Source organism: Bosea sp. ANAM02 (genome assembly GCF_011764485.1).
Lineage (GTDB): Bacteria > Pseudomonadota > Alphaproteobacteria > Rhizobiales > Beijerinckiaceae > Allobosea.
Genome location: NZ_AP022848.1, coordinates 596,111 through 621,751, shown reverse-complemented (window position 1 = coordinate 621,751; position 25,641 = coordinate 596,111). Strand labels below are relative to the sequence as shown.

The following is a 25,641-nucleotide window of genomic DNA, read 5'->3' as shown; positions in this document are numbered from 1 at the left end:
TCAACGCTCGCTGGTGCGCGGGTCGAGAACGTCGCGCAACGCGTCGCAGAGCAGGTTCATGGCGAGGATGGTGAGCGTCAGCACGGCGCAGGGCCAGAGCAGCAGCAGGGGGGCCTGCTCCATGGTCGAGCGCGCGCCGCGGATCATCAGCCCCCAGGACGGGGCCGGCGGCACGACGCCCAGTCCCAGGAAGGACAGGCCGCTCTCGATCACCACGGCGGCGGCGACGGCGAGCGAGAACTGCACCAGCAGCGGGCCCGCGATATTGGGCAGGACGGTGCGGAAGAGCAGATGCGACGGCGTCGCGCCGAGCGCCCGCGTCGCCTCGACATAGTCGCGCCCCTTCACCGCCAGCACCTCGGCATAGGTCACGCGCGCGAAACCGGGCAGGTAAAGCACCGAAAGCACGAGGATCAGCGTTCCGGCGCCGGGGCCGAGCAGCGTCACCACCAGCAGCGCCAGCAGCACCGGCGGGAAGCACATGATGATCTCGACGCTGCGCACCGTGAGAAAGGCGCCCCAGCTCCTGGCCCAGCCGCCGATCAGGCCGAGCGTGATGCCGACGAGCCCTGCGAAGCTTGCCGAGACGAAGGCGACCGAAAGGCTGGTGCGGGCGCCCCAGACCAGACGCGAGAGCACGTCGCGGCCGAATTCGTCGCGCCCGAGCCAGGAGCCCGACATCGGCCCGGCGAGCCGCCGCGCCACGTCCTGCCGGATCGGATCGGGCAGCGGCAGCAGCGGCGCCGCGATCGCAAGGAGCAGGATCGCAGCCACGATGCCGCCGGGCAGGAAGAGCCGATGGACGCCGCGCCGCTTCATCCGTGCTGCACCCTTGGATCGATCGCCGCGTGCAGCAGCTCGACGAGCAGATTGATGAGCAGGAACAGCACCGAGATCGTCAGGATGATGCCGACCACCATCGGATAATCGCGCCCCTCGACGGCGCGCAGCAGCGGCGTCGACATCCCCGGCCAGTTGAAGACGTATTCGACGAGGACCGTACCGCCGAGCAGCGTGCCCATCTGCAGGCCGAGCACGGTGACGACCGGGTTCAGCGCATTGCGCAGAACGTGGACGATCAGCACCCGCTTGGGCGCCAGCCCCTTGGCGCGCGCCGTGCGGACATAGTCATGGGCGAGCGCGTCCAGCGTCGCCGCCCGCGTCATGCGGAACAGCACGGCGGCGAGGCCCTTGGCGATCGCGACGGCCGGCAGGGCCAGGAGCTTGAGATGCTGGCCCGGATCCTGGCTGAAGGGCACGAAGCCGCCGGCCGGCATCAGGCGCAGCGTCTGCGCCAGCAGCAGGATCAGGAGTGTCCCGACGACGAAGACCGGCACCGCGAGAAGCAGCGCGGTAATCCAGGAGGCGGCACGGTCGAAGGCGCCGCCGCGATGGACCGCCGCATAGACGCCGGCGGGCACGCCGATCACAACCGCGATCACAGTCCCCGCCAGGATCAACTCCAGCGTGCGCGGCAGCCTGAGCGCGATTTCCTTCACGACCGGATAATCGTCGACCAGCGAGGCGCCGAGATCGCCGCGTGCCAGTCCCGCCAGGAACTGGCCGTACTGGACCAGGATCGGCCGGTCGAGCCCGAGCTTCTCGCGCAGTTCCTGCACCGTCGCCGGGTCGGGCATCGCACCGGAGGTGGACAGCAGGAGCTCGGCCGGATCTCCCGGCACCATGTGCAGCGCCAGGAACACGATCGTCGCGACGACCCAGGCCATCACCAGGGTCAGGAACAGCCGCCGTCCGAGCCAGGCCGCGCTCATCCGAAATACGTCTCCTCGAGCATGTTGCCGGAGGAGGTCGAGAGTGCGCCGGGCAGGTTGGTGAAACCCTGTATGCCCTTGTCCATGCCGTAGCCCTGCTGGCGCCAGGCCAGGCCGACCAGCGGCACCTCCTCGAGCGCCGCACGCTGCATCTCCTTGTAGATCTCGACGCGCTTGGCCTGGTCGAACTCCGCCCGCCCCTTCGCCAGCGCCGCGATCGTGCGCGGCGCCTCGACCTTGAAGGAGCGGCCATGCGTCGGCGAAAGCGAGGTGTCGAGCACCACGGTCAGGCCGTCGGGGTCGTTATTGTCCGAGGACACGCCGTGGATCGCCATGTCGTACTGGCCACGCGATCCGCGGCTGACGCGGGTCGACCAGTCCGGCAGCTGCAATTCCGCCTGGATGCCGATCGCAGCGAGATATTGCTGGACGATCTCGGCTGTATCCTTGTGCATGCCGAACTGCGCGGTCGCGAGCAGCGTGGTCTGGAAACCGTCGGCGAAGCCGGCTTCCGCGAGCAGCGCCTTCGAACGGGCGGGATCGTAGTTCCAGCCATGCGCGAGCTCCTTGTCGTACCAGGGCGTGCCCTCGACGATCGGCACGCCTTCGAGCGGCTTGCCGCGCCCGAAGAAAGCGACCTTGACGATATCCTCGCGCTTGACCGCATGCGCCACGGCCCGGCGCACGCGCGGATCGTTGAAGGGCGGCTTGGTGCCGTTGAAGAGCACGTCCATGAACGGCCCCTCCTGCGTGTCGAGCTTGAGGCGCGGATCGGCCTGCACCGCCGCCATCGACTGCCACGGCACATATTCGATCATGTCGACATCGCCCGACATCAGCGCCGCGTTGCGCAGGTTCTCGTCGGCATAGACGACGAACTTGATGCCCTTGGCCTTGGGAATGCCCGGCTTGTAGAACTTATCGAAGGCGGCAAGCTCCAGCGAGGTGCCGCGCTCCTGCCCGACGAGGCGGAAGGGACCGGCGCCGATCGGCTCGCTCGGGCTCGACTTCCGCCAGATGACGAAGGTGTTGTAATTGGCGAACCAGGTCGGCAGCGTCGCCTGCGCCCCCTTGGTGACGAGGCGCACCGTCTGCTGGTCGGGGATTTCGATCCGCTCGATCTGCTGGAACTGCGTGCGCATATAGGCGGTCGATTTCTCGCCGGCGATCTGCTCGATCGACCATTTCACATCATCGGCCGTGACCGGCTCGCCATTGTGGAAGACACAGCCCTTCCGCAACTTGAAGACCCAGGCGCCCTCGGCATCGCGCGACCAGGATTCCGCCAGCTCGCCGCGCAGCTCGCCCTTGGAATCGTAGGAGACGAGGCTGCGGTTGATCAGCATCTTCACCGTGCCGGCCGAGGCCCCCGTGGAGACCCAGGGCTGCAGGTTCGGCGGAAAGGCCGAGAGGCCGTAGCGGATGATCCCGGCGGCGCGTTGCGCTCGCGCGGGACTGAGCAGGAAGGGCGAGGCCAGCAGCGGACCGGCAAGACCGGCACCAAGGACGGAACGGCGAGAGATGGTCATCGGCTGATCCTCTGCTGCTGGGTCCGGCTGTCCGCTGGCCCTAGGGCCTGTCGCGTCCCGATGGCGGGAAGGGCGGAGCCGGGCGGATGCGAGCAATAACCGCGCCAGCATGCCGACAAGACCGGTCATGCCCGGCCGAACGGCCCGGATTCCGGCTCTCTGTCGCAGTGGCGGCGTGCACGGTCATGCGGTTCCCCGGCACGGCTTCACTGTAGACGAACAGATGAGCCGCGCTCTTGATGCGTCATGTATACGTGGCGGATTTTTTGTTGTCTACTCTCGAAAGCCCTATGGAAGAGCGAAAGGGGCGCGATGTCGATGGCCATGATCGAACAGGACGAGATGGCTGCCTTGCGCGGGAAGCCGACCCGGGAACGGGTCTATCTCTATGTGCGCGAGCAGATCCTGCGCGGCCGCTTCCTCGGCGGCTGCTTCATCGAGGAGGAGGAGATCTCCTCGGCGCTGGGCGTTTCGCGCACGCCGGTCCGCGAGGCCTTTCATCGCCTTGAGGCCGAGCGCTTCATCGACCTGCTGCCGCGCCGCGGCGCGCTCGTCCGGCAGGTCACGGCGCAGGAACTGCTCGACCTCTACGAGGCCCGGCGCATGATCGAGGGCCATGCCATCCGCCGCATCTGCCGCGAGGAACTGCCGCTCCCTGCCGACATGCACGCGATTCTGGCTGAGCTGGAGCGACTGCCGCAGGGCGACTATTTCAACCGCGTCGAGCTCAACCGCGAGTTCCATTTCGTGATGATCGCCGCGGTCGGCAATGTCGTGCTGTCCGAGCTCTACCAGTCGCTCGGCGCTCGCCAGCAGCGCGTGGCGATGACCGCGATCAACACCGATCCGAGCCGCGTCACCCGCATCAGCAAGGAGCATCACGCCCTGATCGCCGCCCTCTCCGAATGGGACGAGGAGAAGGCGCTGGCGATTCTCGAGCAGCACCTGCGCCCGATCGTCGGCGTGACCTCGCGCCTGCCGGAGCAGGCAGGCGAACTCTGACACCTGGATCGAGGGAGAATACGGCCTTGGCGACATGGCGGCGCTCGCCTGGGCACACGGCATCGCATCAAGCGAGCATGCGGTGGCCCACGACGACGGCAAACGTGCGCGCGTAGCCCCTTGTGCTCCCGCGAAGCCGAACATGCTCGGATCGCCCACCATCGGTTCGCATGCCGACGCAGGTCACGAGCATAGCGGCTGGGGCGCCAAGACGCTGCAATCAAACAGTTTTTCGGGAGATCAACGACTTACGTCGGGCCTGGTGGAGCTGACCCTCAACCCGCTTGCCTTGCTATTTCAAGCGACCGGCATCAAGCCCAAACAGCCTCCGAAATTTGAACTCTGATCTTCGATCAGGGCGCGGGAAGCTATTTGCCTGGTGCCTGTCCGGAAACGGCAGGACATGGACCTCGGAGAGCGGGGAAATGGGAAGCAGATACCGCGCAAAGAACCGACACGACCCGTCTCCATCCGGCTTACGGAAGAGGAGCGGAGCCGTCTCGTCGCGGAAGCGGGGAAGCGGACGCTGGGCGAGCACATTCGCACGCGTCTTCTCAATGGCGAGAACCGCCCTCGCCGCTGGCAGGAACCGAAAGCGGATTCCCGTCAGCTTGCCCATGTCCTGGCGATGCTCGGTCAATCCGATCTCGGCCCCATGCTCCGCGAAATGCTTCATGCCGCGCGTGTCGGAGCGCTGCCGATAACTCCGGATACGGAAGCCGCTCTTCAATCTGACAGCAGCGCCATCCTCGATATTCGCCGGAAGCTCATGGTTGCACTCGGCCTGATCGAGAGAGGCGCTGATGATCATTAAGGCGTCGCAGCGTGCCGGCGGAAAAGCTCTGGCCGTGCATCTCATGCGCGATGACGAGAACGATCATGTGCATGTCCACGAAGTACGTGGCTTCATCGGCGAAGATGTCGAGAGTGCTTTTCGGGAAGCCTACGCCATCAGCAAGGGGACGCGCTGCCCTCAATTCCTTTTCTCGTGCAGCTTCAATCCACCGGAAGGCGAAACCGCGGCGGTTCGGGATTTCGAGCGTGCGATTGCTGCGACGGAAGAAAAACTTGGCCTGTCGGGTCAGCCTCGCGTCATCGTCTTTCATGAGAAGAACGGCCGTCGTCATGCCCATTGCGTGTGGTCGCGCATCAAGGCTAACGAGATGCGCGCGGTGAACATGCCGCACTTCAAGATGAAGCTGCGTGATCTGACGCGGGAACTGTTCATCGAGCACGGCTGGAAGATGCCGCGAGGCCTCGTGAACAGCGAGGAGCGCAACCCGCTGAATTTCTCACGCGAGGAATGGCAGCAGGCCAAGCGCATCAGCCGCGACCCAAAGACCATCAAGGCGATTTTTCAGGATTGCTGGGCAATTTCAGATTCAGGCAAAGCGTTCGTGCAGGCCTTGGAGGCGCGCGGGTACTACGTCGCGCGCGGTGATCGACGGGCCTTCGTAGCGGTCGACCATCTGGGCGAGGTTTACGCGATCGCGCGATGGGCGGACGTCAAAACCAAAGAAGTGAATGCGCGCATCGGCGATCCTGCGGCATTTTCCGGCGTTGGCGAGGTAAAGGCGACACTGGCCGAGAAGGTGGGTGCAAAGTTCAGGCGCTTTGCCTTCGAAGCGAAGGCCGAGTTCGACGAGGCGCGCCTCGGCCTTCTGGAGCAAAAGCGGAAGCTGGTCGGCTGGCAGCGCCATGAACGCAAGTTTCAAATGGAGCTGCTGGCTGCGCGGCAGGTACAGGAAGCCCGTGCGCGGTACGAGCGTTTCAGCAAAAGCCTGTTGAAGAGCATCTGGGATCGGATCACCGGTCGCCATGCTCAGATCCGTCGTCAGAATGAAGTGGAGGCAGCGGCCCGTGCCGAGCGGGATGCTGCTGAGCGGCAAGCCCTTATTGATCGCCACCTGGAAGAGCGTCGTACGCTTCATCGCCAGGTTCGCGCACACGAACAGCGGTTGGATGGCCAACTTGCGGAGTTTCAATGCACGCCGCAGCGACATGCGCAGAGAGCTCAACGCACAGATCCCTACGAGCAGGTATCGATGAAACAACGTCCACGCCGTGCCCGTCACTTGGCTCCCTGATAGTCAGCCATACGCGTTTCAAGATGATTTTCACTTGTAAAACAGGTAGATAAGCACCGAGATGCGGAGCCGTTTCAGCGCGAATGCTGCATTGCCCGAAGGGAGGGCAGGCTTCTGGCCTCAGCCTCAGCGTGTCCTTTCGATTCTTCTTGAACCATAGCGGGCAAAACTGCATCCTACTTTACAAAAAGGGGACCGGCCGAGACGTAGATGCAGACAGCCTCAAAATTCCAATCGAAGATCCTCAGTCGTCAGACGAAAGATCAAGATTACGATATATATCGCGCCGGCCTTGAATGGGATTTGACCGACCCCATCGTCATTGAAAGCGCCGATGACTTTAAGTCGACACAGCGCTGGAAAGAGCGCCTCGATCCATATCACCACCAAGTCAGCAATCTCATCACCTTCTGCCGACGATTGCCGGTAACGCTTCTGGCCGATGATGTTGGTCTTGGTAAAACGATCAGCGCCGGGCTTGTCATCAGTGAATTAATCGCACGGTCCCGCCTATCGAAAATCCTGATCGTTTGTCCCAAAGTGCTGTGTCCGCAGTGGAAAGAGGAGCTGGAGACGAAATTCGACGTCCCGTGTGTCGTCGCCACCGGCAGGGAACTGTTATCTGCTGATCCTGGCGATACCGGCGCGGTCATCACGACATATAATTCTGCGCGGCTTTATCTGGACCGGCTCCCCGAAGACCGTTTCCAGATGCTCATTCTGGACGAGGCCCACAAGCTCCGGAACCTGTTTGGCACGGAGAAGGCACCTCAGGTCGCTGTAACCTTTCAAAAAGCGCTTCAAGCTCGGCGCTTCCGCTTCGTGCTGATGCTGACGGCAACACCGATCCAGAACCGGCTTTGGGATCTCTACTCCTTGATCGACCTCCTGACGGTCGCGCGCGGTCACGAAAATCCGTTTGGAACGCCCGGCATGTTCGCCCGCCGGTTTATCGCCGACGACAAGGAGAAAGCGCGCCAGCTCAAAGAGTCTGCGCGCGATGAATTCCGCTCCATCGTCTACGGCTATATGTCACGCGTTCGGCGTGGTGATGCGCAGCTCTCATTTCCAGAGCGCTTTGTACAGATGCATCGCGTTCAACCGACGCCGATGGAAATCGATTTGATCAATGCGATCGCTAAGCCGATCCAAAAGATGAATCGCTTGGCGCAGATCAGCATTCTACAGGCACTGTCGAGCAGCCCGGACGCACTCCCTGCGCAGCTGATCAACATGGCGCGCAAGGGAACGGTGCCGCAGGAACTGTCACAGATCGTCAGTGGCATCGTGAAGCGTATGCCGCCGAGCGCAAAGCTGGCTGGGCTTGGCGTGCTGATCGATCAGCTGAAAAAGAACAATCCCGGCGATTGGCGGCTTGTCGTTTTCACCACTCGTCGTGAAACGCAAACGACCATCCAAAATTTCCTGGAGAGCAACGGTCTGACTGTCGGCCTGATCAATGGCGATTCGGGCTTGCGCAATCAGGAAACCATCGCGCGCTTCAAGCAGGAACCGCCAGCATGCCGGGTTATCGTGTCAACGGAAGCCGGTTCGGAAGGTGTGAACCTTCAGATCGCCAACGTGCTCGTCAATTACGACCTCCCGTGGAACCCGATGATCGTGGAGCAGCGTATCGGGCGCGTGCAGCGTCTTGGTTCGAAATTTGAGCATGTCAGCATTTTCAACATCACGCTCAAAGGCACGTTCGAGGAGTACATCGTCGGGCGCTTGATGGAGAAATTGCAGATGGCTTCACATGCCATCGGCGATATTGAATCACTGTTGCAGGGCTCGGATGTGGGCGACCGCGATGACGACGCAGCCTCGACATTTGAGGATCGCATCCTCGATCTCGTGCTGGCAGCGCTCGCTGGGAAGGATGTCGACGAGGATGTCCGCCTGAAGGAGCAGAGCATCGAGAACGCCAAGCAGGAGCTTGCGCGCGAAGAAGCCAATATCAATTCGATTCTGGGGGGCATGGATGGCGCCGGCTATGTTGGCCCGCGCGCTCCAACCTTGCCCCCGCTTGAGCGCACGATGAATCTTCGAGAATTCACGCTCTCGGCACTCCGCATGCTGGGCGCCACCGTATCGCAGCAACGCCCTGGTCTGTTTTTGGCGGAAGAGAAAGGCCGGCAGGAGTTCATCGTCTTCGAAGAGGGCATCTCGCAAGACAGGCGCGTTAGCCTTTATGCGCCGCAATCTCCGGCGCTTCAGCGCTTGATCAAGCGTATTTCAGAATCGGGGGTGCATGATGTTCGGGACGGCGACCTAGATCCTGGCCCGACCTCTGAGTCCATTGTGAGGAATTGGGCGGACGGTCTGGGGGCGCAGCTTGCTGGTGCCCGTGTCGCGAGAGTGACCCGATCGTTCAGCGGGGAAGCCCTTTTGCGGGTTCGCGCGACCACGGCACATGACAGCTACGAACGGTTGGTCTCATGCAACTGTATTGAGAGCGATCACACTGCCGATCCTGCCGATGCGAGCGGCCTGTCTGCACCGGAGCATTTGATCCAAGACGTCAAAACGCTTGGGATCGATACGGACAAGCTTCGCGCAGCCGGCGCCCAGGATGACGGTATTGCCGAATTCTCGCGCTTCTATCTCGAACGCGGCGCTGTCGAAGTGAAGGCGGCCGGTACGGACGAGCGCAAGCGCAAGAAGCTCGAAGATGATTTCACGCCGCGTTTGGACATGACACTCGTCGGTCTGAAAGGCGCAGTCAAACGGGATGTAGCGCTGCGTGGTCGTTATACATTTCCGTCAGGCGGATTGTATGAGTCTGAATTCGTTGTCCGTCCGAGCACGGGGCAAATCCTCAATGCGCCACAGACGGGAAAATGCGCGAAAACCGGCCAAACAGCGCCGATTGCTTGCCTGGCCGAATGCGATAGCTCGAAGATGCAGGTGCTGAAGCACCTGTTGGTGTCTTCCGAGGTAAGCGGGCGTAAGGCGCTGAGCGATCTTACGGGCATCTGCTCTCTGAGCGGGAAGCGCGCGCTGCTCGACGAATTGGAACAATCGCACATTTCCGGTCAGCAAGTTGCCAAGAAGCTGCTCAAGACATCCGCGTTCAGCGGAAAGCGCGCGGAGCCGGAGCATTTTGGCAGGTGTCTGTTCAGCCAGGCCGACCTGCTGAAGACTGAATTGTCGGTCAGCGAGATTTCCGGAAAAGCCTATCGCACCGATCAAGAGGCGCGTTCCGGTGTTTCAGGAAAGGTCGGCCATCGAAACGAGTTCACGACCTGCCACGAGACGCGGCAGCTTATTGCTCTTGTCGAAGCGGAAACGTGCGCGAGCACAGGCAAGAAGGTTCGGCCCGGTATCCTCGTGAGCTGTGACGCGACGGGCAAACGTGTCTTGCCTTCGGAACTCGGTACATGCGCCGCGTCAGGCAAGCGCGCCTTGAAGGATCAGCTCGCGATGAGCAGCATCTCGCAGGCGCGCGTGTTGCGGTCAGAGGCAGTTCAGTCCTCCTCCGGTCAATTCTGCCTGCCATCCGAGGTCGAAACATGCCTATGGAGCGGAAAGCGGGTTCATCCGCTCGACATTCGCGCCTGCGCCCTGACAGGTCTTCCGGTCCACACTGAATTTGTCACGAAGGAGGGACCGCCGCGTTTGAAGCCGCTTGTCGAGATGCTCGACGGCACGCGGCGTACCGCCGATGAAGAAGGGCTGTGGGCTCGCATCGGCGATCGTATGGCCATTGCGTTGAAAGGCGGAAAGCCACGCATCGAAGCCGCCCTGCTTTCGCCTTCAAAGAAGCATCTAGCGATCTGCTCGGAATCCAAAACGATGCTCGGGCTGCGTATACGCCAGATGGGGGCGATTTATGATCTCTCGGATCAGTCGATCGTCGGCAAAATCGCGGAAGGTAAACGCAATGGGACGGGATGGGCCGCCAGCGCCTAACGCTAATCTTCCGGTGGAAACAGCCCCGGCATCCACCGGTCCGCATATCTTGCCGGAAACGCAAGAAGCAACGGACTGCGCGTTGTTTCGGAACTGATCACGCCGGCTTCAAGCAGCGCAGACGTAGTGCGCCGTGCCGTTCGATCGCTCGCATTCAAAAGCTCCGCAACCTCGCCGCGCTCAAGCGAACCCTGATAGAGCAGCGCTTTCAGAACAACATCGGACTTCGGCGGCAGGAGGTCTGCGCGCATCTGCTCTTCGGTCCAGATCATGATGCGGTCGCGCTGGCGCTCGGGCTTCATCAGCCCTTCCATAAAGTCCACCTGATCGATGCAGCATTCAAGGAAGAAGTGCGTGAACTTCGCGAGCTCTTCCTCGCTGAGACTGCCGCGCCCGTCGAGATCGTTGCGGCGCTTCAGGTCGCAGGCGGCGAGATGGCTTTTGTAAGCGGACTCTTTGCGCGCCAGTCCCCGCGCAATTGACCAAAGCCCCCTCGTGTCGAGCGCCTTCAAAAGGATGGCATAAGACATCAATCTCGCGACGTGGCCTGCTGCCGGTTTCGTGGACACCGAGATTGGGTGTTTCATGAACCGGGAGGTGGGGTATGCGGCGAAGACAGTTTGGGCGTGAGTTCAAGATCGAGGCGGTCCGCCTGATCAAGGAGCGCGGAGTGAGCGTGGCGCAGGCGTCTCGGGATCTGGATGTCCACGAGAACCAGTTGCGCAAATGGGTGAAGCTCTTTTCGGCCGATCCTGCGCAGGCCTTTCCCGGCCACGGTCAGATGAAGCCGGAGCAGCTTGAGATCGAGAAGCTGCGGCGGGAGGTGGCCAAGCTCAAGGCGGAGCGCGCCATCCTAAAAAAGGCCGCAGCCTACTTCGCGAAGGACGTGACATGAGGTTCACGTTCATTGCGAAGCACCGGGGGATCTGGCCGGTGGCTTGGCTTTGCGAAGCGCTGGATGTGTCGCGCTCGGGCTTTCATGCCTGGCTCAACCGGTCGCCGAGCCGGCGGGCACGCGACGACGAGAAGATTGGCTCCCGGGTCCGGGCCAGCTTCCTTGGTTCGGATCGGACCTATGGTGCCAGGCGTGTCTGGCGGGACGTGCTGGCGGAAGGGATCGATTGCGGCCTGCATCGCATCGAGCGGCTGATGCGTGCCCAGGCTTTGCGTGCCAGGCCGCGTCGGCGCAGCCTGCCCAGGGATGAGAGCCAGCGATCGGCCATCGCGCCGAATACGCTCGGCCGGGAGTTCCATGCCGAACGGCCGAACCAGCGCTGGATCGCCGACTTTACCTACATCTGGACCGCCGAAGGTTGGCTTTACGTTGCAGCCGTCATCGACCTGTTCTCGCGCCGGGTGGTGGGCTGGTCGATGAAGGCCGAAATGACCGCCGGGCTCGTGACCGATGCGCTGATGATGGCGATCTGGCGTCGGGGAAAGCCGGATGCCCTGCTGCACCATTCGGACCAGGGCAGCCAGTATGCCAGCGAGCAGTTCCAGAAGCTCATGACCGACAACGGCGTCACCTGCTCGATGAGCCGCTCGGGCAACGTCTGGGACAATGCCGCGATGGAGAGCTTCTTCTCCTCGCTCAAAACCGAGCGGATCAGAGGCAGGGTATACCGGACACGCGACGATGCTCGTGCCGACGTGTTCGATTACATCGAGCGCTTCTACAATGCCGTTCGAAGGCACTCGACCATCGGCGACATCAGCCCGGTCGAGTTCGAAAAGAGGGCCGGATTAGCTTAACTGAGCGTCCACACAACCGGCAGCAGGCCAAGTGTTAGGGTAATTTTTGGGGTATTCCCACCAAGGCCTCGCAAAACGTGACTTAAATCAATCACTTAGCGAAAAGCCTTGGTGGAGCTGAGGGGATTCGAACCCCTGACCTCTGCAGTGCGATTGCAGCGCTCTCCCATCTGAGCTACAGCCCCAAGGCGCTGGCCTTCTAGGCTGTGCGTCGCGTGGATGTCAATCACTTCCGCCATGAGATTTTGGCGCGAGCAGGGGATATTCCGCGTCACCTTTCCGGACAGGCCTAAGAGGAACATCGATGCGTGCCGTTCTCGACGTGGTTCTGCTCGCCCTGCAGATCTATGTGTGGATCCTGATCGCTTCGGCGGTGCTGAGCTGGCTGATCGCCTTCAACGTCATCAATACGCGCAACCAGTTCGTCTCGACCGTCTGGGACGCACTCTATCGCGTCACCGAACCCGTGCTGCGGCCGATCCGCGAGCGTCTGCCCAATCTGGGTGGCCTCGACATCTCGCCGATCATCCTGCTGCTGATCATCTATTTCATCCAGAGCGTGATCATCCGCTACATCTATCCGAACGTGTTCTGACCGAGCCGCGCCAGGACCGTCGCCGTGTCCCGAGGGAGCCTCGAAGATCCTCTGCCTGCCCTGCGCCGGGCGCGACCCATGATCCGCCACGACGCATTCGACGCCGTGGCGGGCGCCATGCAGTATGGCGGCCTCGCCAACGCCTAGAGGTTTCCGCATGGCCGCTGCCGCCCTCCCCTATCGCAGCCAGAACTGGGCTTTGACCAAACCCGCCGCGCGCGGCCGGCACGGCATCGTCGTCTCGCAGAGCCGCAAGGCGGCAGAAGCGGGCACCGCGATCCTCGAGCAGGGCGGCAATGCCGCCGATGCCGCCGTCGCCGCCTGCTTCGCGTTGGCCGCGGTCGAGCCCTGGAACAGCGGGCTTGGCGGCATCGGCTTCGCGGTCGTGCTCAAGGCCGGCGAAGCCCGCGCGCAGGTCGTCGATTTCGGGCCGGTCGCGCCGCGCCGCGCCGATCCCGCCGACTACCCCCTCACCGGCGCGATGAAGAAGGATCTCTTCACCTGGCCCGAGGTGGTCGACGACCGCAACATCCACGGCCCCCTCTCCTTCGTCACCCCCTCCTCCGTCGCCGGTTATGCCAAGCTCAAGGAGGCCTTCGGCTCCAAGCTGCCGCTCGCCGACATCCTCGCGCCGGCCATCGCGCTGGCGAAGCGCGGCCTGCCGGCCGACTGGTACACGACGCTGAAGATCGCCTCCTCGGCCTCGGTGCTGCGGCTCTATGCGGAAAGCGCGCGCATCTACCTGCCGGGCGGCCTGCCGCCGGTGCCGCCCTATCAGGGCATTCCGGGCTTCATGAAGCTCGGCCAGCTCGGCGACACGATCGAGCGGCTGGCCCAGGCCGGGCTCGACGATTTCTATCGCGGCGATATCGCGAGCCGCCTCGTGGCGGATATCGCCGCGGCGGGCGGCGTGGTCGATGCGCAGGACCTGGCCAATTGCAAGGCCGCGCTCCGCGACGCCCCGACCATCGACTGGCGCGGCAGCCACCTCGTCCATACGGCCGGTGGACTGACGGCAGCGCCGACCCTGGAGCGCGTGGTCGCCGGCATGGCCGATGCCCCGCTCGACGGCACAGGCCCCTCGGCCGCCTGGTTCGCGCAGCTCTCGCGCGTGATGCGCGAAGCCTACAGGGAAAGGCTCGACGGCCTCGGCGCCGCCGTCACGGCCAAGGAGCCGGGCGATACCTGCACGACCCATCTCACCGTGGTCGATGGCGCGGGCAATCTCGTCACCGTCACCACCACGCTGCTCTCCTCGATGGGCAGCCGCGTCGTGCTGCCCTCGACCGGCGTGCTGATGAACAACGGCATGATGTGGTTCGATCCGCGTCCCGGCAGCGCCAATGCGATCGCGCCCGGCGCCCGCCCGCTGTGCAACATGTGCCCGGTCGTGGTCACGCCGAAGGATGGTGGCTGGCCACGCCAGGCGATGGGCTCCTCCGGCGGACGCCGCATCCTCGCCAGCATCTACCAGACGCTGGCCTGGCAGCTCGATTTCGGCATGGGCACCGAGGCGACGGCGCATCAGCCGCGCATCGACGTCTCCGGTCCCGATTCCGCCAGCGCTGACCTGCGCCTGCCGGCCGAGACCCTCGCCGCTCTGGAAGCGGCGGGGCCGACCGCGATCGTCGAGCACAGCGTGCTGCCGATCAACTTCGCCTGCCCGAACTTCGTCCGTGTCGACAGGAACGGCGCGGAAGGGTCGAGCGACGCCGCCTCGCCCTGGTCGGCCGCCGTGGCCGCGGCACGTTGAAACAAAAAAGGGCGGCCAGTACGGCCGCCCTCTCACATTAAGTCCGGGGCCTGCTGATTCTACGCGGAAACACACCGTCATTCCGGGCGACCGCAGGGAGACCCGGAATCCATGCCGGAGCGCTTCCCGTCGAGGTTCAGGCATGGATCCCGGCTCTTCGCTGCGCTCCGGCCGGGATGACACGCGTTTCCGTCAAACGCAGCATGCGTCAGAATCAGCCGCGCTTGATGCCCCATGGATAGGGAGCCGAGCCGGGCAGCATGCCGGTGATGTCCCTGCGATAGGCGGTACGGCTGAGGAACTGGCCGAGCGGGATGGTCGCGACTTCCTCGAGAGCCAGTCGCGCCAGCGCCTTGGCGCTCTTCTTCTGCGCCGCTTCGTCCGGCGCATAGAGCCATTCCTCGGCCAAGGCCTCGGCCTTGTCGTTCTTCCACCAGCCGAACCAGCCCTTCTCGCCTTGCCCGCGAACCAGCGAGGATTGCGCCGGATTTCCCCATCCGGTGGCCGATCCCGTGGTGTGGAAAATGCTCCAGCCGCCCTTGTCGGTCGATTCACGGCTGCCGCGGCGCTGCACGACGGTGCCCCAGTCGCTCGCCGCCATCTCGACATTCATGCCGAGCTGCTTGAGCAGTTCGAAGGTAACCTCGCCGAGCGGACCGATATCGGGGAAATCGGTCGGGTTGATGATAACGACCTTCTCGCCGTTATAGCCGGATTCCTTGAGGGCCGCCTTCGCCTTCTCCAGGCTCTGCGGCATCAGGTCTTCCTGTTCGCCGTCGTAATAGGCCGTGCCGCGCCACCACAGGCTGCGGCAGGTCTGCCAGAGCGACGTGTCGTCGCCCTGGGCGGCGCGCATATAATCTTCCTGCTTCACCGCCATGCGCACGGCCGCGCGTATCTTCGGATTGTTGAAGGGCGCCTGCAGATGGTTGAGGCGGATGATCGCGCCGCGCCCGGCCTTGTCGATGACCTCCTGCTTGATCTCCTTGTTGCCGGCCAGCATCGGCTGCAGGTCGGTGAGGGGGCGTTCCCACCAGTCGACCTCGCCGGTGGTCAGGGCCGCCGCCGCGGTCGCCGGATCGGGCAGGACGTTCCATTCGATCCGCTGGAAATGCGCGACCTTGCCGCCGGCATTGCGGCTGGGCGGTTCGGCTCTCGGCTTGTAGCCCTCGAATTTCTCGTAGACGACCTTGCTGCCGGAAACATAGCCCGAGGCCACGAACTTGTAGGGGCCCGAGCCGATCACCTCGGTGACCTGCGTGTTCGCATCGGTCCTGGCCAGGCGCTCCGGCATGATGACCGGCGGCTGGTCGGACTTCGCCAGGCAGTCCAGCATCATCGGGAAGGGGCGCTTGAGCTTGATTTCCACGGTGCGCTCGTCCGGCGCGTCCCAGTCCTCCACCGCCCGGCCGAGCAACTGGCCATAGGGGTCGCGCTGCGTCCAGCGCTTCAGGCTCGCAGCGCAGTCGGCCGCCTTGACCGGCGTGCCGTCATGGAAGCTCAGCCCCTCGCGCAGCTTGATGCGCCAGGTCTTGCCGTCGGCCGAGACCTCGTGCCCCTCCGCCATCTGCGGCTGCGGCTTCAGGTTCTCGTCCGCCCCGTAGAGCATGTCGAAGACGTAATAGCCGTGGTTGTTGGTGACGGTTGCGGTGGTCCAGACCGGGTCCAGCGCGGACAGGTTGGCCTGGGGCACGAACTTCATCAGCGTCGCGCTGGCTTGCGCCGCGGCCGGCCCCGGCAGGGCCGGTCCGGCAAGGCCCAGCGCGGCCGTCCCCATCAGAAAATCACGACGTTTCATCCGTATCTCCCCATTGTGATCGGTCTGGAATGCAGGTCTGTGCTCAGGCGAAACCCATGAAGTTCGGGCTCTCGCTGAGCGGCCTCGCCCTGGCGAGCTTGGCCAGGTCCGGGACCGGGCGCGCCGTCAGCGGATCGCCCGCGAGCGCCGCTTCAAGAGCGGCCGCCACCGCCAGCACCTTGGCGTCGCCGCCGCGCGGACCGACGATCTGGAGGCCGAAAGGCATGCCGTTGCGGTCGAGCCCGACCGGCAGCGAGATTGCGGGATGGCCGACGATGGTGACGGCATAGGCCGCCGCCAGCCAGTGGAAATAGGTCCGCGTCGGCTTGCCGTCGATCTCCGACGGGAACAGCTCGGTCCAGGGCCGCGGGCTCAGCGTCACCGCCGGCGACAGGATGACGTCATGATCGTCGAAGAAGCGCTGCCAGCGCTGGTAGATCACCGTCTGCTGCTTCATCGCGCGCGTGACGTCCAGCGCCGAATAGCCCAAGCCCTCCTCGACATTGGCGCGGACGTTGGGTCCGACCATGTCCGGCGTGTCGCGCACCTTGTCGAGATGCGCGGCGAGGAAATTGCTCGCGCGCAGGATCTCGAAGACCTCGTCCGTACCCTCGCAATCCGGCGTCGCCTCCTCGGCGGCGCGGAAGAGATGGCTGAAGGCCTTCGTCTTGTCGAAGAACGTGTCGCGGATCAGGCGCTCGGTCGGGGCGAAGCCGAAATCGGGAGTGAGGGCCACTTTGAGCGAGGCGAGATCGATCGCGTCGGGTCGGGCGAAATCCCCCGGCCGCCGCACGGTCCGGCCGGGGATGGTGGTCGCCAGCGGGTCGGCCCGGTCGTCGGAGACCATGGTCGAGAGCAGCAGGCAGAGATCGGGCAGGTTGCGCGCCATCGGGCCCAGCACCGGCAGCGGCGACCAGCCGAGCTGGCGCTTCTCGCTCGGCACGAGGCCGGGCGTCGGGCGGAACCCGACGATGCCGTTGAAGGCGGCCGGGTTGCGCAGAGAACCGCCGGTATCGGAGCCGGTCGCGAGCGGCACCATGTTGGTCGCCAGCACGACGCCCGAGCCGCCCGACGAGCCGGCCGCGCTCTTCGAAGGATCGAACGGGTTTCCGGTCGCGCCATAGACGGCGTTGCGGGTATTGGCACCGGCACCCCATTCCGGCGTGTTGGTCTTGCCAGCGATGATCGCGCCCGCCTTGCGCACCGAGGCGACGATGAGCTGGTCTTCCTTCGGCACGAAATCGCGATAGAGCGCGCTGCCATAGGTCGTGCGCAGGCCGGCCGTGTTCTCGAGGTCCTTGATGCCGATCGGCAGGCCGTGCAGGGGCCCGAGCGCATCGCCGCGCGCCGTCGCCTCGTCGGCCGCAAGCGCATCCTTGCGCGCCTTGTCGTCGTCGCGCGCAACCATCGCGTTCACCGCCGGATCGATCGCGTCCATGCGACGGATGCAGCTGTCGAGCAGTTCGCGGGCGGAAAGCTTCTTGGCACCGATGAGGGCGCGCGCGGCAACGGCGCTGAGGTCGCAGGGTTCGGTCAAGGCAGGTCACTCCGTTGCGCTCAGTCCCACGCAAGCGCCATGCCGCGCGGGGCAATCCTCGCAGACTAGGCGACGGGTTCGAGATGTCCATGACCCGGCGGCGCATGCGCCCCCCGCCCGCTGCGCGGGTTCGTGAGCGCTCCGCTGGCCTTCCCGAAGGCACCCCGGGCAAAGGCAGGCGGACGGGTCGAGCGATGTCGCACCGCAACATCGACTTGACGAAACCGTCGGATTCCTGTTCGAGAGAGGCCATGGACAAGCCTGCAGAGCCATTCCCGCAGCGCCTGACGGAAGGCTACCGCGCCTTCCTCGACGATCGTTTCATCCGAGAGCAGAGCCGCTACGAAGAGCTCGGCGAGAACGGCCAGACGCCGCAGATCATGCTGATCGGCTGTTGCGACTCGCGCGTTTCGCCGGAGGTCATCTTCGATGCGAGGCCGGGCGAGATGTTCGTCGCGCGCAACATCGCCAATCTCGTGCCGCCCTTCCAGCCGGACGACCAGCTTCACGGCACTTCGGCGGCGCTCGAATACGCCGTTCAGGCACTCAAGGTGAAGCACATCGTCGTGCTCGGCCATGGCCGCTGCGGCGGCATTCGCGCCTTCGCCGACGACAGCCAGCAGGCGCTCTCGCCGGGTGACTTCATCGGCAAATGGATCACGCTGATCTCGCCCGCCGCCGAACGCACTGGTGGACGCGGGCGCAACGAGAGCTTCGAGGACTATCTGCAGCGGCTGGAGCTGGCCTCCATCCAGCAGTCGCTCGCGAACCTGCGCAGCTTCCCTTGCGTGCAGATCCTCGAAAGCAAGGGCAAGCTGCACCTGCACGGCGCCTATTTCGCCGTCGCCACCGGCGTTTTGATGATCCTCGACAACGCGACCGGCCAGTTCATTCCCGCCGTCGGCGAGATGCCCAAGCGCGTCCAGCAGATCCGCTGCTCCGAGGCCTGAACTCAGCGCGTCATCCCGTGCGCGCTGCGGCATGGCATGCCGCTGCGCAGACACGGGACCGCATGGCGCGAGGGGCCCTTTCAAGCGGGGCACCCTGCCCGAGGGCGCTTTTTCCGGGTGACGGTCCCGCGTCCGCGCAGCGGCACTGCGTGCCGCGGCGCATGCGGGATGACATCCTGCCTCACTCCCCATCCGCGAGGGGATGGAGATCGCGCACCATGCTCTTCAGGCGCTCGTCGAGGACATGGGTGTAGATCTGGGTCGTCGCGATATCGGCATGGCCCAGAAGCTCCTGCACGACCCTGAGATCGGCGCCGTTCTGCAAGAGATGGCTGGCGAAGGCATGACGCAGGACGTGCGGGCTCAGGGCCGCGACTGAGAGCCCCGCCGCACCGGCCAGTGACTTGAGATCCCTGGCGAAGACCTGCCGGGTCAGGTGTCCGCTCTCGCCCTCCGACGGGAACAGCCAGCGGCCGTCCGCCGCACCGGCCTCTCTCAGGGCCTCCAGCCATTCACGCGCTGCCTGCCGCGCCGCATCGTTCAGCGGCACCAATCGTTCCTTGTCGCCCTTGCCGCGCACGATCAGGAAGCGCTCCCGCGTCGTCGCAGCCGACAAGGGCAAGGCGATCAGCTCGGAAACGCGCAGGCCCGTGGCATAGAGCATCTCGACCAGGCAGCGCATGCGAAGCGCCTTGAGCCTTGTCGCCGTCGATATCCCCTCCTGGACGCAAGCCGTCCGCGCAGCCTCCATCAGGCGGTCGACATCCCCGACCGTCACGACTTTGGGCAGAGGTCGGCCCAGCCTCGGCCCCGAGATCGCGGCGGAAGGGTCGGTGCCTGCGAGCCCCTCCGTATAGAGGAAGCGGTGGAACTGGCGCACGGCCGAAAGCCGCCGCGCCGCCGAGGAGGCCTTGAGCCCGCGCGCCGCGATATCCGCAAGCCAGCCGCGAATATCCTCCGACGTGGCATCGCCAGGCGCCTTGCTGCCGAGATATTCGAGGTAATCCGCGATATCGCGCTCGTAGGCGTCGAGCGTGTTGCGCGCCGCGCCGCGCTCGGCGGCGAGCATGTCGAGGAAAGCGTTCAAGCGCTGGCGCGCCAGCCGGCTCATAAAGCCCCCGTCCTCTTATGGCATCGGACCGAAACGTGGAATCCGCTCTTCGGACAAATCCGATGCGATAACAATGATCTAGAAGCCCTTCGGCTGCAGCTTGGAAGGCGGAACGATCTCGATCATCTCGCGCTTCACCGGTTCGACGAAGGTCACGAGCGCGATCATGCCCCCGAAGATCAACCCGGCGATGACCGCGATGAAGGCCAGAAAACGGAACAGCGTCGGCACGTCTGGCGGACTCTCGCAATCGTTTGTGGAACGCGCGATCCTGGCACGCGACCGCCCTTATCCCCGATCGCCACGGGGTGGCGCAAGGGCAGTCGGGCCACAGACCGGAGCATTTTCCCACCGAGACGGTGCCGGTTCGCCTTGGGGAACCGAAGCTGCGAGCGGGAAAAAGGTGCGATCAGAGCAAGGGCGAGAGACATTCCGCGTTTGGAAGAAGCACGGACCGGCTCTCGTGCAAACCGCATGACAAGGGCATGACGCAGCGGTCGCCCGGTGCTACAGCCGTGCCGAGGACTGAAGATCGCCATGACAGCCGCCGTTTCCATCGCCGCTTCCGACACGACCGATCTGCGCAGCATCATCGGCCAGCGTGCGGTCGTGCTCGTCGGCATGATGGGCTCCGGCAAGAGTTCGGTCGGCCGCCGGCTGGCCGCGCGGCTGGGCCTGCCTTTCGTCGATGCCGATACCGAGATCGAGATGGCCGCGCATATGACGATCCCGGAGATATTCGCGCAGCGCGGCGAGACCGAGTTCCGCGAGGGCGAGCGTCGCGTCATCGCCCGCGTGCTCGCGACCCGCGCCCCGCTCGTGCTGGCGACCGGCGGCGGCGCTTTCATGAATGCCGAAACCCGCGCCCGGGTGAAGGAGCTCGGCATTTCGGTCTGGCTCAAGGCCGAGCCCGACGTGCTGATGCGCCGCGTCCGCAAGCGCTCGAACCGGCCGCTGCTCCAGACCGCCGATCCCGAGGCGACGCTGCGCCGGATGCTGGCCGAGCGCGAGCCGGTCTACGCGCTGGCCGACATCACCATCCAGTCGAACGACGAGCCTCACGAAGTCGTGGTCGGCGAAACCATCGCCGCATTGGGGGACTATCTCGGGCCGGCAGCCGGAGCGACGACGCCATGAACGCCCCCTCCCCCGAGAAGACCGGCGCCCGCATCGTCGTCCCCGTCGCGCTCGAAGGCCGCGGCTACGACATCCATATCGGCCGCCACCAGCTCTGCGAGGCCGCGGCCCTGATCGCGGCCTTCGCGCCAAGCGCCAAGGCGGCGCTTGTCACCGACGAGAGCGTCGCCAGCCTGCATGGCGCCGCCTTCGAGACCTGCCTTCAGCAGGAAGGCATCGCCGCGACCCGCATCACCATCCCGCCGGGCGAAGCTTCGAAGTCCTATGTCCAGTTCGTCGCGCTCTGCGACGCGCTGCTCGCGGCGAAGATCGAACGCAACGACCTCGTCATCGCCTTCGGCGGCGGCGTCGTCGGCGATCTCACCGGCTTCGCGGCGGCCGTCCTGCGCCGCGGCGTGCGTTTCGTGCAGGTGCCGACCACGCTCCTCGCCCAGGTCGATTCCTCGGTCGGCGGCAAGACCGGCATCAACTCGCCGCACGGCAAGAACCTGATCGGGGCTTTCCACCAGCCCGCGCTCGTCATCGCCGACACCGCACTTTTGGACACCCTGAGCGAGCGCGAGTTCAAGGCCGGCTATGCCGAGGTGGTGAAATACGGGCTGATCGACGATCCCGGCTTCTTCGACTGGTGCGAGGCGAACTGGAGCCGCGTCATCGCCGGCGGCCCGGAGCGCGACCATGCCGTCGCCGTCTCCTGCCGCGCCAAGGCGGCGATCGTCGCCCGCGACGAGCGTGAGGAGGGCGACCGCGCCCTGCTCAATCTCGGCCATACCTTCGCCCATGCGCTGGAGCGGTTGACAAATTACGATTCCGCTCGCCTCGTCCATGGCGAGGCCGTCGCGATCGGCCTGGCGCTGGCTTTCCGCTTCTCGCAGCGGCTGGGGCTCTGTTCGGGTCAGGACGCCATCCGCGTATCGCGCCATCTCGACCATGTCGGCCTGCCCGGCCGCCTGCAGCAGGTGCCGGGCGGGGCCGGCAGCGCCGAGGAAATCGTCAACGCCATGGCGCAGGACAAGAAGGTCAAACGCGGCGTCCTGACCTTCATCCTCGCCCGCGGCATCGGCAAGAGCTTCATTGCGCCCGGCGTGGCGGCCGACGAGGTGCGCGCTTTCATCGAGGCCGAATTGGCGGCCTGAGCAAGATCAGGCCAGCCCGGCTTTCTGCAGAAAATCGGTCGCGCGATAGCCGGGTTCGACGCCCTTCACGAGCATCGTGACACCGCGCGAATTCTCGGTCCTGAGCGGCAGGATCGCACGATAGGCCGGCGAATCGTACCAGTTTCGCGCCCGCTCCATATCCGGAAAGGCGATGACCACGAGATCGCCCGGCCACGGCCCCTCGACGATCTCTGGCGTCACGCCATGGATCAGGAACCGGCCGTCATAGGGCGCGAGCGTGTCGTCAATGCGCGCGATGTAATCGACGATCTCCGGGCCGAGCCGGACATCCTGCAGATGGGCGATTGCATAGGCGGTCATGAGTCTCTCCTGCGATCGGCGGCCGGTCGGCCGTTCGTTGCGCAGGACCATGACAGCAGGAGCGCATGAGGTCGATTACCACCGGGGTAATCACGGAACCATCACGGGCTAAAGACCAGCACGAGGAAAACGAAGAACACGGCGAGATGCACCGCGCCCTCCAGCATCGTCGTGCGCGTGCCGGTGAAGGTCAGCGTCGAGAGCAGCAGCGTCATCGCGGCGATCACCATGTTCGTCGCCGACAGGCCGAGAACCACCGGCTGGCCGGTGAAGACGCCGATCAGCAGGACCGCCGGCACGGTCATGCCGAGCGTCGAGGCGGCGGCGCCGAGACAGAGATTGATCGCACGCTGAAGCTGGTTAGAGGTGATCGCCCGAAGCGCCGTGATGCATTCCGGCGTGAACACGACCATCGCGATCAGGATGCCGCCGAGCGCCGCCGGCGCGCCGAGCTTGGCGATGCCGAAATCCAGCACGGCCGCGAGACCCTTCGACAGGATCACGATCGGCAGGATGTTCGCGAGCAGCAGCCCGACATGCGGTAGCACCTCGCGCATCGAAGACGGGGACGCTTCCGTCTGGTCGGCAGCGGAAGCCACCGCGGACGCCGCATCCTCCGGCTCCGGCTCGTGGAAGAAGGTGCGGTGACGGCCGGTCTGCAGCACGAGGAAGGCCCCGTAGAGCAGCACGGTGAAGATCGAGAAGGCGACCGCCTGGAACGGCGTCAGGGTGCCGTCCGGCGTCGAGGTCGTGAAATTCGGCAGGAAGAGCGGGATCACGGTCAGCGGGATGATGACCGCCAGATAGGACGAGGCGCCCTTCAGGTTGTAGCGCTGCGAGAAATGTCTCAGGCCCCCGATCAGGAGCCCGATGCCGACGACGCCGTTCAGCACGATCATCAGCACCGCGAACATCGTGTCGCGGCCGAGCGTCGGCGCGCCCTTGGCGCCGAGCATGACGGCACCGACCAGCGCCACCTCGATGATCACGATCGAGAGCGTCAGGATCAGCGTGCCATAGGGCTCGCCCAGGCGATGCGCGATGTCCTCGGCCTCATGCACCACGCCGAAAGCCGCCCAGATGATGACGCCGAGCAGCCAGACGAAGACCAGCAGCGAGGGCAACGGCGCGCCGAGCTGGCCGAGCAGGGTGTCGCCGAACAGCAGGAAAGCGGCGACCGAGGCCCAGGCACAGGCGAGGCGGAGCATCATCATCGTTCGTCGTCACTCGAAATCGCGGGCGGAGAAGCGTCCGCCCAATAAGCTGAAAAGGCGCCATCGACGCAACGCCAGATCTCGCTCGCAATCCCCGAAACACATCCGAAAGAGGACGCGTCAGTCCGGGAGCATCTTCTGCGCGAGCGGGCTCGGCGTTTCCTCGGCTGCAGCCAGCGGCTTGTCGCTGACGAGATACTGCGCCCGCGCCAGCGCCGCGAAGCGACCGCCCTTGGCGACGAGTTCGTCGAAGGTGCCCATCTCCTCGACCTGCCCCTGTTCGAAGACGAGGATGCGGTCGGCATTGCGGATCGTCGCGAGCCGGTGCGCGATGACGAAGGTGGTGCGGCCCTTCATCACCTCCTCCAGCGCTTTCTGCAGCTTGACCTCGGTCGCGGCATCGAGTGCGGAGGTCGCTTCGTCGAGGATGAGCACCGGCGGATTCTTGAGCAGCGCGCGGGCGATCGAGAAGCGCTGGCGCTCGCCGCCCGAGAGCGTGCGGCCGCGCTCGCCGACCGGCGTGTCGAGCCCGTCCGCCTGGCGCGCCATCACCTCGGCGGCCTGGGCCCGCTCCAGCGCCTGCATCATCTCGGCATCGGTCGCGTCCGGCTTGCCGACGAGCAGATTCTCGCGGATCGAACGGGCGAACAGCATCGGCTCCTGGAAGACGACGCCGATATTGCGCCTGAGCGAGAGCAGCGAAATCTCGCGGATATCGGTGCCGTCGACCGTGATCCGGCCCGATTGCGGATCGAAGGCACGGTGCAGCAGGCCGAGCGTCGTCGACTTGCCGGAGCCGGTCGAGCCGACGACGGCGATGGTCTCGCCGGGATTCACGGTGAAGGATACGTCGCGCACCGCAGCGCGCTTGCCGTCATAGGAGAAGGAGACGTCCTCGAAAGCGACTGCTCCCTCAAGCCGGCCGGGGTCCCCGGCGTTCGGCAGGTCGCGCACGCTCGGCAGCGTGTCGAGCACCTCGAAGAACTCCCGCATCTTCGGCGCCTGCATGAAGATGAAGTTCACGAAGCCGACGATCTGCTCGAGACGCCCGACCAGCATGGTGGCGAAGCCCATGAAGGTGACGATCTCGCCGACCGTGGTCTGGCCATGCATCAGGAGCCAGGTGCCGACGATGAAGATCAGCAGCACGGTCAGCGTCGCGGAGGCCCGCGTCGCGACATTGGCGACCGCCCACCAGGACAGAACCGGCAATTGCGCCGCCAGCACATTGGCGATGGTGGTGCGCAGGCCGCGCACCTCGGCCTCGATGCGGGTGAAGCTCTGGATCACCGGCACGTTGCCGAGCGCGTCCGAGGCGCGCTCGGCCAGGTTGGAATGATAGGCCTCGACATTGCTCTGCAGGCGATCGGTCTTGCGCAGCACATAGGCTGTCAGCGAGCCGAACAGCACGACGAGCCCGACCAGCAGCAGCCCGAGCTGCCAGTTCTTCCAGATCGTGAAGGGCAGCAGCACGAACAGCGCGACGGCCGAGGCGCAATGCTCGCGGAAGAAGGAGAGCCAGAGCGCCCACATCGCGTTGGTGCCGTCGAGCATCACCTTGAGCACGCGGCCGGAATGGGTCTGCGTGTGATAGGCGAGCGGCAAGGTAAGCGCATGCTCGAAATAGCGAGCCATCACCATCAGGCGGGCGCGATGGGCGAGCCGGTCGGCATGCAGCGCGACGAAGACGCCCATGGCGATATTGGTCAGGCCGAAGCCGACCCAGGCGACGATCAAGAGGTTGATGCTGGCCCAGGTCAGCGCCCCGCCAGAGGACTGGATCGTGGTCAGGCGGTCGATCAGCGCGCCGAACAGCATCGGCTCGGCGAAGGCGACCGCCGCCAGCACGATATTGGCCAGCGCCAGGATGACGCCCAAACGCCTTTCCGGGCCGAGTTCGCCGAGGACGCGGGCATAGAGCGAGAACAGAGACATCGCGTGGAGCTTTAGATCATCGGACCGGAAGGTGGGCACTACTTTTCGGACAAATCCGGCGTCCGGACAAGGAGCCGCG

General features: G+C 64.9%; 22 protein-coding genes and 1 tRNA gene. 11 read left to right on the top strand and 12 right to left on the bottom strand.

Annotation, left to right across the window (positions count from 1 at the left end; genetic code table 11):
* The 3 genes from OCUBac02_RS03000 to OCUBac02_RS02990 are packed head-to-tail and all read right to left on the bottom strand — an operon-like array spanning position 1 to position 3,301.
* Positions 1 to 819 (bottom strand): ABC transporter permease, encoded by an 819-nt coding sequence (locus tag OCUBac02_RS03000; protein WP_047573514.1) that lies wholly within the window; start codon positions 817 to 819, stop codon positions 1 to 3.
* On the bottom strand, positions 816 to 1,772 hold the full coding sequence (locus OCUBac02_RS02995; RefSeq protein ID WP_173043390.1) for an ABC transporter permease: 957 nt from the start codon (positions 1,770 to 1,772) through the stop codon (positions 816 to 818). Before OCUBac02_RS02995 ends, OCUBac02_RS03000 begins: the two co-directional genes overlap by 4 nt.
* Positions 1,769 to 3,301: an ABC transporter substrate-binding protein gene (locus OCUBac02_RS02990; protein ID WP_173043389.1), complete on the bottom strand. Its 1,533-nt coding sequence runs from the start codon at positions 3,299 to 3,301 to the stop codon at positions 1,769 to 1,771. Before OCUBac02_RS02990 ends, OCUBac02_RS02995 begins: the two co-directional genes overlap by 4 nt.
* A 318-nt stretch (positions 3,302 to 3,619) precedes the next feature.
* On the opposite strand from OCUBac02_RS02990, the gene OCUBac02_RS02985 reads away from it, so the two are divergent.
* From OCUBac02_RS02985 to OCUBac02_RS02965, 5 genes are all read left to right on the top strand, one after another.
* Positions 3,620 to 4,303: a GntR family transcriptional regulator gene (locus OCUBac02_RS02985; protein WP_197933305.1), complete on the top strand. Its 684-nt coding sequence runs from the start codon at positions 3,620 to 3,622 to the stop codon at positions 4,301 to 4,303.
* 34 nt (positions 4,304 to 4,337) lie between these two features.
* Positions 4,338 to 4,649 (top strand): hypothetical protein, encoded by a 312-nt coding sequence (locus OCUBac02_RS02980; RefSeq protein WP_173043388.1) that lies wholly within the window; start codon positions 4,338 to 4,340, stop codon positions 4,647 to 4,649.
* Positions 4,650 to 4,706: 57 nt separating this feature from the next.
* Complete coding sequence (locus tag OCUBac02_RS02975; protein ID WP_173043387.1) at positions 4,707 to 5,117, top strand: hypothetical protein; 411 nt, start codon at positions 4,707 to 4,709, stop codon at positions 5,115 to 5,117.
* Positions 5,107 to 6,390 carry a relaxase/mobilization nuclease domain-containing protein gene (locus tag OCUBac02_RS02970; RefSeq protein ID WP_173043386.1) on the top strand — a complete coding sequence of 428 codons (1,284 nt, stop codon included), beginning with the start codon at positions 5,107 to 5,109 and terminating at the stop codon, positions 6,388 to 6,390. The genes OCUBac02_RS02975 and OCUBac02_RS02970 overlap by 11 nt, the downstream gene beginning before the upstream one ends.
* Positions 6,391 to 6,600: 210 nt before the next feature.
* On the top strand, positions 6,601 to 10,302 hold the full coding sequence (locus OCUBac02_RS02965) for a DEAD/DEAH box helicase (protein WP_173043385.1): 3,702 nt from the start codon (positions 6,601 to 6,603) through the stop codon (positions 10,300 to 10,302).
* Positions 10,303 to 10,304: 2 nt separating this feature from the next.
* Here the strand turns inward: OCUBac02_RS02965 and OCUBac02_RS02960 are convergent, their stop codons facing one another.
* A complete protein-coding gene (locus tag OCUBac02_RS02960) occupies positions 10,305 to 10,832 on the bottom strand; it encodes a hypothetical protein (protein WP_173043384.1) in 528 nt (175 codons plus the stop codon).
* A 74-nt stretch (positions 10,833 to 10,906) separates the two neighbouring features.
* Between OCUBac02_RS02960 and OCUBac02_RS02955 the strand changes: the two genes are divergently transcribed.
* A protein-coding gene (locus OCUBac02_RS02955; RefSeq protein WP_173043383.1) for an IS3 family transposase occupies positions 10,907 to 12,054 on the top strand; the annotation gives its coding sequence in 2 pieces (ribosomal slippage) (positions 10,907 to 11,156 and positions 11,156 to 12,054; 1,149 coding nt in all).
* A gap of 109 nt (positions 12,055 to 12,163) precedes the next feature.
* On the opposite strand, the gene OCUBac02_RS02950 is transcribed toward OCUBac02_RS02955, so the two are convergent.
* Positions 12,164 to 12,239: transfer RNA gene (locus OCUBac02_RS02950), tRNA-Ala, on the bottom strand.
* Positions 12,240 to 12,358: 119 nt separating this feature from the next.
* Between OCUBac02_RS02950 and OCUBac02_RS02945 the strand changes: the two genes are divergently transcribed.
* Entirely contained in the window at positions 12,359 to 12,649 is a 291-nt protein-coding gene (locus OCUBac02_RS02945) for a YggT family protein (RefSeq protein ID WP_047573508.1), read from the top strand.
* A 157-nt stretch (positions 12,650 to 12,806) separates the two neighbouring features.
* The gene (locus tag OCUBac02_RS02940) at positions 12,807 to 14,402 is read left to right on the top strand and encodes a gamma-glutamyltransferase (protein WP_173043382.1); all 1,596 of its coding nucleotides are present in this window, start codon (positions 12,807 to 12,809) and stop codon (positions 14,400 to 14,402) included.
* Between the two features lie 214 nt (positions 14,403 to 14,616).
* On the opposite strand, the gene OCUBac02_RS02935 is transcribed toward OCUBac02_RS02940, so the two are convergent.
* The gene (locus OCUBac02_RS02935) at positions 14,617 to 16,200 is read right to left on the bottom strand and encodes an ABC transporter substrate-binding protein (RefSeq protein ID WP_173043381.1); all 1,584 of its coding nucleotides are present in this window, start codon (positions 16,198 to 16,200) and stop codon (positions 14,617 to 14,619) included.
* Between the two features lie 43 nt (positions 16,201 to 16,243).
* Complete coding sequence (locus OCUBac02_RS02930; RefSeq protein ID WP_173043380.1) at positions 16,244 to 17,737, bottom strand: amidase; 1,494 nt, start codon at positions 17,735 to 17,737, stop codon at positions 16,244 to 16,246.
* A 251-nt stretch (positions 17,738 to 17,988) separates the two neighbouring features.
* Here OCUBac02_RS02930 and OCUBac02_RS02925 point away from each other — a divergent pair, with 251 nt between their 5' ends.
* On the top strand, positions 17,989 to 18,687 hold the full coding sequence (locus tag OCUBac02_RS02925) for a carbonic anhydrase (RefSeq protein WP_047573060.1): 699 nt from the start codon (positions 17,989 to 17,991) through the stop codon (positions 18,685 to 18,687).
* 181 nt (positions 18,688 to 18,868) lie between these two features.
* On the opposite strand, the gene OCUBac02_RS02920 is transcribed toward OCUBac02_RS02925, so the two are convergent.
* Both OCUBac02_RS02920 and OCUBac02_RS02915 read right to left on the bottom strand, forming a co-directional pair.
* A complete protein-coding gene (locus OCUBac02_RS02920) occupies positions 18,869 to 19,798 on the bottom strand; it encodes a site-specific tyrosine recombinase XerD (RefSeq protein ID WP_173043379.1) in 930 nt (309 codons plus the stop codon).
* A 78-nt stretch (positions 19,799 to 19,876) separates the two neighbouring features.
* Complete coding sequence (locus OCUBac02_RS02915) at positions 19,877 to 20,029, bottom strand: hypothetical protein (RefSeq protein ID WP_047573054.1); 153 nt, start codon at positions 20,027 to 20,029, stop codon at positions 19,877 to 19,879.
* 306 nt (positions 20,030 to 20,335) lie between these two features.
* Between OCUBac02_RS02915 and OCUBac02_RS02910 the strand changes: the two genes are divergently transcribed.
* Together OCUBac02_RS02910 and aroB are read left to right on the top strand one after the other, a co-directional pair.
* On the top strand, positions 20,336 to 20,935 hold the full coding sequence (locus OCUBac02_RS02910; RefSeq protein ID WP_173043378.1) for a shikimate kinase: 600 nt from the start codon (positions 20,336 to 20,338) through the stop codon (positions 20,933 to 20,935).
* Complete coding sequence (gene aroB, locus OCUBac02_RS02905; RefSeq protein ID WP_173043377.1) at positions 20,932 to 22,071, top strand: 3-dehydroquinate synthase; 1,140 nt, start codon at positions 20,932 to 20,934, stop codon at positions 22,069 to 22,071. The genes OCUBac02_RS02910 and aroB overlap by 4 nt, the downstream gene beginning before the upstream one ends.
* A gap of 6 nt (positions 22,072 to 22,077) precedes the next feature.
* Here the strand turns inward: aroB and OCUBac02_RS02900 are convergent, their stop codons facing one another.
* The 3 genes from OCUBac02_RS02900 to OCUBac02_RS02890 form a co-directional block, all read right to left on the bottom strand.
* Positions 22,078 to 22,413 (bottom strand): DUF1330 domain-containing protein, encoded by a 336-nt coding sequence (locus OCUBac02_RS02900; protein WP_047573048.1) that lies wholly within the window; start codon positions 22,411 to 22,413, stop codon positions 22,078 to 22,080.
* Between the two features lie 101 nt (positions 22,414 to 22,514).
* Positions 22,515 to 23,627 (bottom strand): calcium:cation antiporter, encoded by a 1,113-nt coding sequence (locus OCUBac02_RS02895; protein WP_047573045.1) that lies wholly within the window; start codon positions 23,625 to 23,627, stop codon positions 22,515 to 22,517.
* A 120-nt stretch (positions 23,628 to 23,747) separates the two neighbouring features.
* Positions 23,748 to 25,562: a glucan ABC transporter ATP-binding protein/ permease gene (locus OCUBac02_RS02890; RefSeq protein ID WP_173043376.1), complete on the bottom strand. Its 1,815-nt coding sequence runs from the start codon at positions 25,560 to 25,562 to the stop codon at positions 23,748 to 23,750.
* Positions 25,563 to 25,641: the final 79 nt, after the last annotated feature.